This is a genomic window from Emticicia sp. GW821-FHT11C11 (assembly GCF_058808615.1).
In genome coordinates, this window is the sequence record NZ_JBXARV010000001.1 from 2,184,364 (window position 1) to 2,197,399 (window position 13,036).

At 40.1% G+C, this 13,036-nt stretch carries 10 protein-coding genes; 5 read left to right on the plus strand and 5 right to left on the minus strand.

The window, feature by feature from the left end; all coding sequences use genetic code 11:
• The first annotated feature begins 2 nt into the window (after positions 1-2).
• On the plus strand, positions 3-812 hold the full coding sequence (locus AC1RRY_RS09335; RefSeq protein WP_492816153.1) for a metallophosphoesterase family protein: 810 nt from the start codon (positions 3-5) through the stop codon (positions 810-812).
• Between the two features lie 97 nt (positions 813-909).
• Here the strand turns inward: AC1RRY_RS09335 and AC1RRY_RS09340 are convergent, their stop codons facing one another.
• The 3 genes from AC1RRY_RS09340 to AC1RRY_RS09350 form a co-directional block, all read right to left on the minus strand.
• The gene (locus tag AC1RRY_RS09340; RefSeq protein ID WP_492816151.1) at positions 910-1,698 is read right to left on the minus strand and encodes a sialate O-acetylesterase; all 789 of its coding nucleotides are present in this window, start codon (positions 1,696-1,698) and stop codon (positions 910-912) included.
• A complete protein-coding gene (locus AC1RRY_RS09345; protein ID WP_492816149.1) occupies positions 1,695-2,987 on the minus strand; it encodes a Na+/H+ antiporter in 1,293 nt (430 codons plus the stop codon). Before AC1RRY_RS09345 ends, AC1RRY_RS09340 begins: the two co-directional genes overlap by 4 nt.
• Positions 2,988-3,087: 100 nt before the next feature.
• A complete protein-coding gene (locus AC1RRY_RS09350) occupies positions 3,088-5,775 on the minus strand; it encodes a carboxypeptidase-like regulatory domain-containing protein (RefSeq protein WP_492816147.1) in 2,688 nt (895 codons plus the stop codon).
• A gap of 307 nt (positions 5,776-6,082) precedes the next feature.
• Between AC1RRY_RS09350 and AC1RRY_RS09355 the strand changes: the two genes are divergently transcribed.
• The 4 genes from AC1RRY_RS09355 (at position 6,083) to pgi (ending at position 10,097) form a co-directional block, all read left to right on the plus strand.
• Entirely contained in the window at positions 6,083-6,625 is a 543-nt protein-coding gene (locus AC1RRY_RS09355; protein ID WP_492816145.1) for a hypothetical protein, read from the plus strand.
• Between the two features lie 187 nt (positions 6,626-6,812).
• Entirely contained in the window at positions 6,813-7,448 is a 636-nt protein-coding gene (locus AC1RRY_RS09360; RefSeq protein WP_492816143.1) for a peroxiredoxin, read from the plus strand.
• Positions 7,449-7,571: 123 nt separating this feature from the next.
• A complete protein-coding gene (locus AC1RRY_RS09365) occupies positions 7,572-8,378 on the plus strand; it encodes a glycoside hydrolase family 25 protein (protein ID WP_492816141.1) in 807 nt (268 codons plus the stop codon).
• A 75-nt stretch (positions 8,379-8,453) separates the two neighbouring features.
• Positions 8,454-10,097 (plus strand): glucose-6-phosphate isomerase, encoded by a 1,644-nt coding sequence (pgi, locus tag AC1RRY_RS09370; RefSeq protein WP_492819251.1) that lies wholly within the window; start codon positions 8,454-8,456, stop codon positions 10,095-10,097.
• Positions 10,098-10,655: 558 nt separating this feature from the next.
• On the opposite strand, the gene AC1RRY_RS09375 is transcribed toward pgi, so the two are convergent.
• Positions 10,656-11,597: a formylglycine-generating enzyme family protein gene (locus AC1RRY_RS09375; RefSeq protein ID WP_492816139.1), complete on the minus strand. Its 942-nt coding sequence runs from the start codon at positions 11,595-11,597 to the stop codon at positions 10,656-10,658.
• A 53-nt stretch (positions 11,598-11,650) separates the two neighbouring features.
• A complete protein-coding gene (locus AC1RRY_RS09380) occupies positions 11,651-13,009 on the minus strand; it encodes a hypothetical protein (RefSeq protein ID WP_492816137.1) in 1,359 nt (452 codons plus the stop codon).
• Positions 13,010-13,036 lie beyond the last annotated feature (27 nt).

Below are 13,036 nucleotides of genomic sequence, written 5' to 3' on the forward strand. Positions count from 1 at the left end.
CTATGGAACGCCGCGACTTTCTGAAAAACATCTCTCTGGCTACAATCTTATTAGCCGACGGTAGTATTCTCCCTGCTTTGGGTTCGGATGCCTTTGCCAGGAAACCCAGGATACGGTTTGCAGTGGCTTCTGATGGCCACTACGGACAAGCCAAGACTGATTTTGATCAATATTTCTCAACGGCTGTAAACCAGATTAATGCGCAACACAAGAAATCGAAACTTGACCTTTGCGTTTTTAACGGTGATGTGATACATGATAATCCGGACTTCCTGCCTGCTTCTAAAAGGGCGTTGGATCGTCTTCAAATGCCTTATTATGTAACGCAGGGTAATCATGACCGGGTGGCACCTGACGTATGGGAGCAAACCTGGAAAATGGCACTTGATTATGATGTAACTGTAAAAGACAATGCCTTTTTGTTTGGCACAACTTCTAACATAAAAGGAGAATATTTATGCCCGAATGTAAGCTGGTTCAGAAATAAGCTGGAAGAGCATAAAGACAAAAAGAACGTGTTTATTTTCGTTCACATCACACCGGTGAAATGGACAGAAAATGGTAAGGATTGTGTTGAATTTCAGGAACTGGTTAAGCAGTATAAAAATGTGAGAGGGGTATTCAACGGACATGACCACGATCAGGAAGGAGTGAAGGTGAAAGACGAGATACCGTATCTGTTTGATTCGCACATAGGTGGAAGCTGGGGTACATCGTATCGCGGATTCAGAATTGTAGAACTGAATAAAAATAATGATATACTCACCTACCTGCTGAACCCGGTAGATGTAATCAATTTGGCCAATCTTTGATTCTATTAATGATTAAGCGAATTGAGAATAAAACAAGAAAGCAGAGGTAAGTCGTACCTCTGCTTTCTTGTTTTATTACTTTGCATTTTCAATACAACTACTTTTTCATTTTTAAATAAGCCTCAGCGTATCGTTTACCTATTGTACGCTGCCCTTCTGAATCGAAATGTATAAAATCTCCTTTGTGTTTCAAATCCTGCGTAGTGATTAAGGCTAAATTGGGGTCTGAGGCGACATAATCTTTGATAATACCATTAATGGTGCTCCAATTGTCAGGAGTTTTTGAGTAGGAACCCAATTCTCCTAATAGTATCGGTAGTTTATCATTGCCGGCGTAGGTTCTGAAAATGCCAAACAGTTTTTTCAGATTGTCCTGATATACCGGAATCAATTGAGCAGTTGCATCACTTTCTCCCTGATGCCACAAAATACCTTTTACTGTACCCTGCGTTTTCGCAAATGCCATTTTCTCTCTGAAATTACTTAACAGATGCACGCCCCTGTGCAGTGAATCTCCTAACCATTGCCTGCTCGAACTTCCACCCACGGCTGTAGGAATGATAAGAATGGTAATAGATTGGTCTATCTCTTTCAGAAGCGTTTGGGCAAATGATAAACCGCAGTCTACGCCTTTCAGGTTGGGTTCATAAAAATGGATAGGTTCGCGGGCTTTTATAATATTGTAGTCTTTATCAATAGTCAAAATTCTGCTGTTAGTTATGGTATCTGGTGCTTGTACTACACCACGGCCTGCCATATTTGACTGCCCGGCCATTATGAAAACCCAAGTTTGCTTTTTCTTTAGATGGTTATCAGTGGCTTGCTTTTGTGATTGGCATGCATAAAGCCCAATAAAAATGATTATTGCAGCGAGTATTTGTCTCATATTTTTGAATTTTGAATTCTTTTTTCCGCTCTGTCTAATGCCTTCACAACTAATGGCAGGGTGAGTCCTTGTATTATAAGCGTAATCAATACTACTACTACCGATATAAAAATGACTGATTCCCGCTGAACAAAAGGGCTTCCATCACTCAGTACCAGCGGTAATGACAGAGCTGAAGCCAATGAAACAATGCCCCGCATACCTGCCCAACCTATAATCATGGAGTTTTTCCAGTCAATCTTTTCGTCAGCGTATAGTCTTGTTCTGAAACCCATCATTTTCTTCGTTTGCTTATCTATTTCTTTCTGTATGTTTTTGCTATGCCCGAATACCCATTGAATCCTTAGAATCAACATGATAAAGCTTATCAGAAAACTATAGCCAATAAATGGAAGAATGTCTTCGCTGTTGATACTATTTATAATAGAAGGAAATTGTAAACCAATCAAAATAAAGACCAGCCCATTCAGAAGGAAAATGATTACATCCCAGAAATATTTATTCTGCTCTTTTGTTTCATGAGAAATAAGTCTTCCTGAATGAACCGTCAGCGCAACACCAAGCACAACCACAGCCAGTACCCCTGAAACATGCAATTCTTCAGCTACGAGATACGTAATAAAAGGTGAAATAACCATGGCACTGATAGCAATCAGGTTATTATTATATACTTTCAGAAGAAAAAAGCCCAGTATTCGTCCAATAACGATGCCTACTAACACCCCGCCTATAGAAACAATGAAGAACTCAGGAATGGCTTTTTGAAAACTGAAACTAATACCCGTAATAGCTGCTGCAGCAAATCGGAACGCAATCAGTCCTGAGGCATCATTTACCAGACTTTCGCCTTCCAGAATAGTTACCGTGCGGTGCGATAGTCCCAGCCCTTTGGTTACATTAGTAGCTGCTACGGCATCAGGTGGCGACAAAATAGCACCCAGGGCAAAAGAAATAGGCCAGGTCATACCCGGTATGAGGTAATGCACCACCACTGCTATAGCCGTAGTGGTAAAGAATACCAGCGGAATAGCCAGTGTACCCACAGTGGCCAGGTTACGTCTCAGGTCCTTATACGAAATATTAAAAGCCGCATCAAAAAGCAGGGGTGGCAGAAAAATAAGAAATATGATTTCCGGATTCAGAATAATGGTAGGCACGCCGGGTATAAAACCGATGCCGATTCCGGCGCTTACCAATAGAATAGGGTAGGAGATTTTTATCCGGGTGGCAATAGCCGATATGACTATCATGAGCCCGAGGATAAACAAAACAATGCTGTAATTTTCCATTTGTTACAATTTGCGGAGAAACGAAGCAAAGAAGAACAAAAAACAACAAAAAGAAAAATTATCAGGCTGAATGATACGCACGGTTAATTTTTTTTTAATATTATTTCTTAGTCGTAATTATAATTACGCCATTGCCGCCTCTAGCTCCGAATATGGATGCACCGGCGTATTTCATGGCACCAAGGTTTTCTATATCCCGAACGTTGATGGAAGCAAATATTCTTTCTGGGTCATCAATCAGATAACCATCCAGCAATAACGCTGCCGGTTGAAGTGCCTTCTGGAATGACATGGAACTCGAAAATGCTACAAGGTAAGTTCCGTTTATTGGGTCAAATCTCACTATCAGGCCGGGTATTCTTCTGAGCAAATCATAGATGGTCAGACTATAGTCACTTTCATGAATTTTTACATTGAAGTCATTTTCCAAACCACCGAAGCCTTTGCCTCTCGGCGCCTCAACTATGGTTTTCTGAAACTGAATGCCATTCGTTGCCAATCTGTTCAGGATATCAGGATTTGCCGGTTGAGCGCTGTTCAAAGGTTTGTTGCTGATAATCTCAATGTCATCAAAACTAATGCGGTCCAGGCTCTGCTGGTCGAGACTGAAATCGTTAGGTAAACTGCCTGATAATCCGTTATTAGCCCAGAAATCTCTCATTTCGGCATTCTGATAGTTGGTAATGGTTCCATCAGCGGCAAATTCCAGATACAAATTGGGTAATACAATCTGTGCGCGTTTGTACGGATAATCTTTAAATGTAAGCCTGATTGGTTCTGTTCGGTGTGTCAGAAACACCAGAAGCGGGTAATCTGAATGCAGATAAAACCGGTTGGTCATGGCATCAAACTTGCACAGTTCGGTGGCTTTGCAGGCTATTAGAGAACTATCGCCTAATTCTGATTTAACCGTTACAAACGTATCATATATATCCTGAATTTTAAGCATTTTAAAAACCGCAAAACCATTTTGCTCCAGTTTATTCTGGCTCAACGAAATCAGAAAATACTTCAATGTTTCTTTATAGATCTTTAATTGATTTTTTTCCCAGAGAGCCTTTTGTTTATCGTCTTTAGGCGTTAGTTTTTCAAAGTATTTGTCTCCGGTTATCTGATTTTCCTTACCATCGCTTTCAAAGTGGGTTAATTGATAAGTTATTTTATAACCCAATGCATTGTTTTGTATAATGAGTGGTTTGAGTGCTCGTGCAGCGAGTTTCGATTCATCTTGTATGAAACTGACCACTTCCGGATTGAGTATCTCACAACTTTCCGGAAACTGTGTGGGTGCCAACAATACATCAGGGTCGCCGAGTAACGCTTTCTTAAATACTTTCCAGTTTTTCTGATAATCGTTGTTTTTTTCATTCGTGACCGAAAAATTATCAGGTTTCAGACTTATACTGATCAATTCTGTATTTTCTTTGGCATTCACGGTTTGTTTCGTCATAAGAAACCTGGGGCTTGCTGCGAGCAATTCTAATTGTTGAAGCGTGACCGGTACTTTTAGAGTGAACTTCCCTTCGGGATTGGTTTTTGTGCTGGTTCCGGTATGGTTAATAAACACATCTGCATTGGCGACCGGCATGCCGCCCGCCTCAGATACTTTGCCATTAATGAACCAGAACTTCTGTTCATTTTCTGCATATAATCCTGCCAATGTTTCAGGCGAGGCGTTGGGGGCGATGATGTTTTCTTCTTCATAATCATCTGGCAAAAGGCTCGAAAACCCCTCGCTTCCCCAATGGTCTCTTACAAGTAAGCCCTTGGGTTTAGTAATCCAGCCGTTTGCCGTGAATTCGACAGAATCACGCGGTAAGACTAACTGGGAAAATTTATAAGGGTAATCTCTAAAAACAGGAGCAGGGCTAAAGTGATCTAGCAGGAAAACCAATAAAGGCTTGCGGGAATGAAGTACGTAACGTCTGGAAAGGCTATCATAGCTACAGATGCTGTCAGCAGCACATTTAAACAGATTACCATCTTTCATCTCGCCGGCTACAGATGTTCTTCCGAAGAAGTCTTCTCTTATTTTGGTTTGCTGATATACCTCGAATCCGTTGGCGCTCAGTTTTTTTTGTGCCAATGAAACCAGAAAGTTTCTGAACGAATTGTTATAGGCTCTTCTTCTTAATCTCTTCCAACGGTTTTCCTGTTTTCCCTCTTTAGGTTTCAGATGCTCAAAAAACTTGTCGCCGGCAAAGAATGTGAGCTTACCATTTGATATAAAGGTTTCCATCTGAAACATAATCTTATATCCAAGGCCTTTGTTTTCTATAAAGATGGGTTCGGTTGCTGTGGCTACTACATTTTTATCATTGTCATATTGCAGCCTGATAGCCTCGGGGTTCAGTATTTCACATTCGTTTGTAAATTGCGATTCCCCCAACAATCCTTCTTTGAATATTCGCCATTTTCTTTTCCAGTCCCGGTCTTTTCTGGCGGTGACTTTTACTTCATTCAGCATGGTTGAGCTTTCCATCAAAAAAATCACCCCACGGTTTAGCTCATTAGGGGTAAATACTTTTTTAAGCGTATTATACCCAATGAATGAAACCACAACCTCTATTTTCTGAACTGTCACAGGAATTTTCAATACAAAGCTGCCATCTGCTTTGGTAGTAGTACCGACAGATGTATTGTTGACGTAGACATTCACAAATTCTAATGGTGTCCTGTCTGGCTCCATCACTCTACCTCGCAATGTCCAGCTATCCTGCTGTGCATGGGTTCCAAAGCAGCAGACTGCAAGAAGTAAAGTTAAGAGGTTAGGTTTAAGCCATTTCATAAGCATGAATATTCTCCGGAAGAAGATGCAGGAACAATGAAAGCATCATTCAAATATACTCAATTCCTGCATTCCTGTTTTCAAAGGTATTTATTTTTTGCAATCGCTGATTTGATTATTGTTCTTGGTACTCCCGGATTTGAATTTACCGGACGTGAGAAAATGTCATTTATTCCATCAAAATAAATCAAAAATATATTGGAATTATCATATATTTATTTTATATTTCAACATACTATTAAGTGGCTATACAGTAAAGGGTAGTTTTCGCAGATAAAATTTTCTACACTCTAAAAATTTTTCTATCATGAAAACGAATTTATTATCGCTCATGCTGATTTCAGTAATTGCTTATGCCTGCCAGACAGCCAATTCATCTACTAATAATTTTCAGGATCTCGAAAAAGAAAAAACGGATATCATGGCTGTAATCGAATCTGAAACCGATTGTTTTTTCAAGCGTGATTATAATTGCTGGCAAGAGAAATTTGCCCATTCTGACTATTCATATCAGGCTTGGAGTAATGCCGATGGTACTTTTGATGCCAGCGTAGGCTGGGAAAGCATCAATAAAAACCTGGGTAAATTTATTAAGGAGAATCCCAATGAAAAAGAAGAAGCAGGCCACAGCCACCCCATAGTGAAACGCAAAAATGTGCGTTTCAAATTTTATGGTAACAATGCGGCACATCTTACCTGGGATCAATACAACAGCGATCGCACTAAAAATTATTTCCTGCAAAGTAAAGAGGTTCGGCTAATGGAAAAGATTGATGGTGCGTGGAAAATCGTAAATGTTTCTGCTTTCTGGAATTATAAAAACAAAATTCCTTTGGCACAGGTTAAATAATTATTCAATGACAAAAGAGGCTTCGACAAAAGCCTCTTTTTATTGATAACAATTTGGGTTTGAGGCAATAATTTCTGCAGTTTTTTTTACGTATATTTGGAACTAAAACAGATGCAAAAACATTGTCTATTAAATTAGTAGATTAATAAGGCCATAAATATTATTCATTTTTAAAATACAAAAGCTTATGTCACTTAGATTAGGAGATATCGCACCAGACTTTACAGCCGAAACGACACAGGGAACAATCAACTTTCATGAATGGTTAGGTAATTCGTGGGGTCTTTTGTTTTCTCATCCCGCCGATTTCACACCGGTTTGTACTACTGAATTGGGTAAAACTGCGCTTTTGAAAGGTGATTTTGAGAAAAGAAATGTGAAAGTAATTGCAGTGTCGGTTGATGACCTTGATTCACACAGCAGATGGGTGCCGGACATTGAGGAGGTAAACAATGTTGAGGTGAATTTCCCGATTATTGCGGATTCAGACCGCCAGGTGGCTACTTTGTATGACATGATTCACCCGAATGCTTCTGAAAAAGCAACTGTGCGCTCGGTATTTGTGATTGGGCCCGATAAAAAAGTTAAACTTACGTTGACTTATCCGGCTTCTACAGGTCGTAATTTTCAGGAGATTCTACGGGTAATTGATTCATTGCAGTTAACAGCTAATTATCAGGTTGCAACACCGGCCGACTGGAAAGACGGAGATGATACGATTGTGGTACCGGCTGTTTCGACAGAAGATGCAATCAATAAATTCCCGAAAGGTGTAAATGTGGTAAAACCTTATCTGAGATATACCCCGCAGCCAAATAAATAATTATAAGGTACGGAACGTTCTTAGAAAACCGGAAGCAAAAAACTTCCGGTTTTTATTTTTTAACTATTTTTGCATTCTATTGAGAACACCACCTCTATACAGAAGACTTGCGTTGCCGTATTGATGAAAAACACAAAAAAGAACCTGACGCGAACACCCAAACAGAAGAAATCGCTGGCAAGGCAGATAGCAGGCTTGAAGGGTATTTACGCAATTGCGGTGGTTTTGCTTATCGGCGCTTATTTCTTTTATGGCAGAGATACTGAAAAGTGGACTTACGTGAAGGATTTTGGCATTAAAGTGCCTATGGGATACACGCTTCATGGAATTGATGTTTCGCATCATAACAGTAAAATTAACTGGAGCAAAGTAACACAGAGTAACAATGAAGTGGATATAAGTTTCTGTTTCATAAAAGCTACAGAAGGAACCAGCCTGAAAGACAAAGATTTTAAAAAGAACTGGAGAGAAGCAAAAAAAGCGGGACTTATGCGTGGTGCTTATCATTTCTACGTTCCCTGGGCTGATCCGATTGGGCAGGCGAAGAATTTTATTGAAACGGTTTCTCTGGAAGAAGGCGATTTTGTACCTGTTCTGGACTTTGAATTGCATGGTACCAGCCGAAAAGTCAGAAAAAATCTGGTAGCCAATGTAACCACTTTCATTGAATACCTGAAAAGCCATTATGGTGTAGCGCCAATTATTTATACCAACAGGAACATTTACAGGCAGTATGTAAAGGATAATTTCGATAGTTATCCGCTTTGGATATCCGATTACAATAGCCGTAAATTAGAAGGCTTTGATGATTCAAAGCTGGTGTTGTGGCAACACAGTATCAATGGGCGCCTGAATGGCATCAGTGGCGATGTAGATTTTAATGTTTTTGTAGCTTCTGAAAGTCATTTAGACGATATTTGCATTAAATAAAGATTATTCCTAACCCCTAAGGAACAATTTACTAATCAAATGACACCTCACGATAGGGGCGGAGGTATTGACATTATGCTACCTACTACAAATTTTACGCAAACTCCGGCATTTAAGAAACTCAAAACACATCATAAAACCCTTAGCAAAAAATCGTTAAAAGAGCTTTTTGCAGAAGATCAGAATCGCTTCAAAAAATACTCGGTTAAGTTTAACGATATACTGCTTGATTACTCGAAGAATAGCATCAACGGGCGCACGCTGTCATATCTTTTTGAACTGGCCAGGGAGTGTAATTTATCTGATGCCATCGAAGAGATGTTTACCGGTGCTAAAATTAACCAGACCGAAAACCGCGCGGTGCTTCATGTAGCGTTGCGTAACAGAAGCAATACGCCGATTCTGGTAGACGGTAACGATGTAATGCCGGAAGTGAATGAAGTACTGGCAAAAATGAAAGACTTCTCTGAAAAAATCAATTCAGGTTCATGGAAGGGTTATACTAATAAGTCGATTACAGACATTGTAAATATCGGCATCGGTGGCTCAGACTTAGGACCAGTGATGGCCACAGAAGCGCTGAAACCCTATGCTAAAAAGCTGAAAGTACATTTTGTATCAAATGTGGACGGCACGCACATTGCTGAGACTTTGAAAAAGTTGTCGCCTGAAACCACATTGTTCATGATTGCTTCAAAAACCTTTACCACTCAGGAAACCATGGCTAATGCGCATTCAGCGCGTGACTGGTTTTTGAAAACCGCTATTGATGAAGCGTTTGTAAAGAAACACTTTGTGGCTATTTCAACTAACCGCACGGAAGTAGAGAAATTTGGTATCGACCCGACCAATATGTTCGGATTCTGGGATTGGGTAGGAGGGCGTTACTCACTTTGGTCGGCTATTGGCCTTTCCATTGCGTGTTACATAGGTTTCGATCATTTCACGGCATTATTAACAGGTGCACATGAAGCAGACAACCATTTCAGAACTACGCCTTTTCAGAAGAATATCCCGGTAATATTAGCACTGTTGGGTGTATGGTATAACAATTTCTACGGAGCAGAATCGCACGCCATATTGCCCTACGATCAGTATATGCACCGTTTCGCTGCCTATTTTCAACAGGGAGATATGGAGTCGAACGGTAAATATGTTGACAGAAACGGCAATCAGGTTGATTACCAGACCGGGCCGATTATCTGGGGAGAACCGGGCACCAATGGTCAGCATGCATTTTATCAGCTGATACATCAGGGCACCAAGTTGATACCTGCCGACTTCATTGCTCCGGCCGTTTCACATAATCAACTGGGTGAGCACCATAAAATGTTGCTTTCTAATTTCTTTGCTCAAACCGAAGCTTTGATGAATGGCAAGTCGCTTGACGAAGTGCTTAGTGAACTGAAAGGCAAACCACAGGCTGAAATTGATAAAATTGCCCCTTATAAGGTTTTTCAGGGTAACAGACCTACTAACTCGATTCTTGTTAAGAAAATTACTCCTAAAACTTTAGGAAGCCTGATAGCTTTTTATGAGCACAAGATTTTTGTACAGGGTGTTATCTGGAATATCTTTAGTTTTGACCAATGGGGTGTTGAACTTGGTAAACAGCTGGCGAATAAAATTTATCCTGAATTGCAGGATGAAACCTCTGTTGCAACGCACGACAGTTCGACCAACGGTCTTATCAACCAATATAAAAAGTGGCGTAGATAAAATTTTCTTTATAACCTGCTATAAACTAGCAGGTTATATTTTTGTTAATTATTTCAATTATTTTTGAAAAAACAGTATTATTAGAAATTATAAAAAAAAAATTTCATTTACATTTGGAAATCTGAATGACACCATGTACTTTAGCATCAGAATTACAAATAAGCTTTCCTAATTAAATAAAAAGGGGTTTGGTTGCTCAAAAACGCCAAACTCTCGCGAGAACGCAAGTTCAATCGCAAATCCCGCGTAAAGTTATCAACTGTGATGGGAGACGGGTTTATGTCTCCCATTTACATTGAAAAATTGACACTGAACAACGACTTACGTGCTTTCTAAAATATCCTTTTTTGATTTATTATCAGGTTATTGTTGAAATAATAACCATGAAACTCCCTTCTGCGGAGTAAATTACCATCACCAATACAGATTTACTGTTGATTCTTTAAAATGAACAAGGCCTTGATGGTTTTGTGCGTGATATCGCTACGTTTAGTATTCAAGGTGATACGGTATTGTGTAAAGTATTTGCAGACTACAATTGATATATTGATAAGAAGATTACTGAATATCTTTCACGCACCTGAACCCCACGTGCATCAGGCTCGTTTCAGGACTTGTGAAAGATCTCCCCGAAACTCTGTATCCATGGCACCAAGAGGGCTCGCAGAGGAATGAACCACCTCTTTGCACTTTTTCTTTTTTATCGGCGGCTTCTGCTGTTTTACCTTCTATTAAGGTCTGGTAATCGGTTCGCCAGTCTTCACACCATTCCCACACATTGCCTGATAAGTCATAAATACCCAAAGGAGACTTGCTGAATGAACCCACCGGCGCCGCTAGATGAAACCCGTCAACTGCCTTATCAAAAGTCGGGAACGTTCCGTTCCACGTGTTAGCAAGATAGGTACCGTTGGCAATTAATTCATTCCCGAAAGGATAGAGTAATCTTGAATTAATGCCATTGCGGGCTGCGTGTTCCCATTCTATTTCATAGGGCAATCTTTTACCTGCCCATTTGGCATAAGCCTTTGCGTCGTTCCATGATACCTGTGTAACCGGATAATTGTCGGGCGCTTTTGGTTGTTTTTTACCATAAGGGTATTCCCAGCTGGCGCCTTTCTCCAATACCCATTGTTTGGTGTCTTCGTTCATTACACCGCCATCTCCAAAATTTTCGGCTTCTGTTTTGTAATTAGTAGCCAGCACAAACTTTCTGAAATCACCTACGGTTACTTCATGCGCATCCATCAGAAAGGGCTTCACTTTAGCCCAGAACATCGGTTTCTCCCATTCAACACCATCTTCCGCGCCAATAAGTGTCACTCCACCCGGTACATACACCATACCTGCGGGAATCTCCGACGGTGGAGTATTTACTGCAGTTTTATCGGTAGGTTCTGATTTATATATGGATATGTTACCGGTAAACTGGTAGCTGTCAACCTCTTTGTGGCATGACAAAAATAACAATGAGAGCAAGAACAAGGCTGTGTGTTTCATTTCTGAAAAGAAAGCATCAGAACATAAGCCTGATATGCCGTTTAGGTTGGGTATTATACGATAGCTGTGGTCTTTGAAGATTTGAACACCGTTACTTTTTTATAATCCAATGCAAATCTCGCTACAAAAATCATGGCCGTCCATCGCGCGTAATCATAAGGCATACCCATTGTGAAGTTTTGTATGACAGTGACGAGAAAAGCATAAGCCGTAAAAAGCGTGAAATTGCAAGTAGGGCGTAGTATTTCTTTGCCAACCCAGATTAACAGCACCACATGTAAGATGATAAAAAACGAAAACCCCATAATACCCAAATCGTTTAGCGTTTGGAAAAACGGCGAGTCAATGTATTTATGCTGATAACCCTTACCGAAAATGATAGTGAGCCAATCACCATTATCTATTCTCTCATCAATATCTTTAAAAAGGTCTGTAATATTAGTTACCCGTGTAGAGGCAGAGTCATCTCCTGCCAGAGTAACCGTAGATGCTGTTTCGGTATCAATAAGCGAAGTGGCGATGCGTTCAATTCTATTAGTTATAATACCAGATACGTGTTCAAAATATCCGGCAAATCCGGTATGTACAATCAGATAATATACCCCGAAACAAATAACCATCAAAAACAAGAGTCCTTGCCAGCCTGTGGTCCATTTTAGTACTCTATAGATATTGTTTGCCGTGAAACTGGTAAGATAATAGAGAAAGAAGAAAATACCGGTTACCAGAATGATGGCCATTGCCTGGCATAATGCTACAACCAATAGCAGAATTAGCACCGACCCGATGTAGAATAATCGACGCATAAATCGCTTTTCACCTCTGAGCAGAATGACACCTGCCACAACACCTGAAAAAGCACTTTTGGCATAAATGTGCGGATTACCCATGGCAGAAACGGCGTCGTCTCCACTAAAACTGATAGATGCCCGCATGCCTATCACATACAGCGGGTTTCTAAAAACATAATATAAAAGACTCAGACCGCCTATGACACAAATGATAAGGGTAAAAAACAAAAAATTATCTTTCAGACTATTGATAGAAGTACCTGCAAAGATGAACATCGATAAGATAATTAACCCCTGATACACTGCCTCTACGGTAGTATCGGTAAACCAACCACGGTTGGGTGTAAAAAAAGCCAGATAAAAAATAGCCAGAACAGTGTAAGCTATACACATAAGGTAACCCAAAGTATTGGGTTGATATAGCTTTTTAGCAGAGAGCGGAAACGCCAGCAAAATACTTCCGAATGTAAAAGCTCCGGTAAAGGCAGTGCTGCCCGGTGCCAGGCCAATGCCGTCTCTTAAAAAATACATAATAGGGCCTCCGAAAAAGAAAAAACTCAAACCCAGGCTCTGGCGGTACTTTAGTAACCTATTAAGTATGTAATCAATATATTTTATCATCCGGAAACATTTTTACAAATATACTTT

Excerpts from the sequence above, each read along its gene's own strand:
- AC1RRY_RS09335 (WP_492816153.1), top strand. The coding sequence starts at position 3 with ATGGAACGCCGCGACTTTCTGAAAAACATCTCTCTGGCTACAATCTTA.
- AC1RRY_RS09340 (WP_492816151.1), bottom strand. The coding sequence starts at position 1,698 with ATGAGACAAATACTCGCTGCAATAATCATTTTTATTGGGCTTTATGCA.
- AC1RRY_RS09345 (WP_492816149.1), bottom strand. The coding sequence starts at position 2,987 with ATGGAAAATTACAGCATTGTTTTGTTTATCCTCGGGCTCATGATAGTC.
- AC1RRY_RS09350 (WP_492816147.1), bottom strand. The coding sequence starts at position 5,775 with ATGAAATGGCTTAAACCTAACCTCTTAACTTTACTTCTTGCAGTCTGC.
- AC1RRY_RS09355 (WP_492816145.1), top strand. The coding sequence starts at position 6,083 with ATGAAAACGAATTTATTATCGCTCATGCTGATTTCAGTAATTGCTTAT.
- AC1RRY_RS09360 (WP_492816143.1), top strand. The coding sequence starts at position 6,813 with ATGTCACTTAGATTAGGAGATATCGCACCAGACTTTACAGCCGAAACG.
- AC1RRY_RS09365 (WP_492816141.1), top strand. The coding sequence starts at position 7,572 with ATGAAAAACACAAAAAAGAACCTGACGCGAACACCCAAACAGAAGAAA.
- pgi (WP_492819251.1), top strand. The coding sequence starts at position 8,454 with ATGCTACCTACTACAAATTTTACGCAAACTCCGGCATTTAAGAAACTC.
- AC1RRY_RS09375 (WP_492816139.1), bottom strand. The coding sequence starts at position 11,597 with ATGAAACACACAGCCTTGTTCTTGCTCTCATTGTTATTTTTGTCATGC.
- AC1RRY_RS09380 (WP_492816137.1), bottom strand. The coding sequence starts at position 13,009 with ATGATAAAATATATTGATTACATACTTAATAGGTTACTAAAGTACCGC.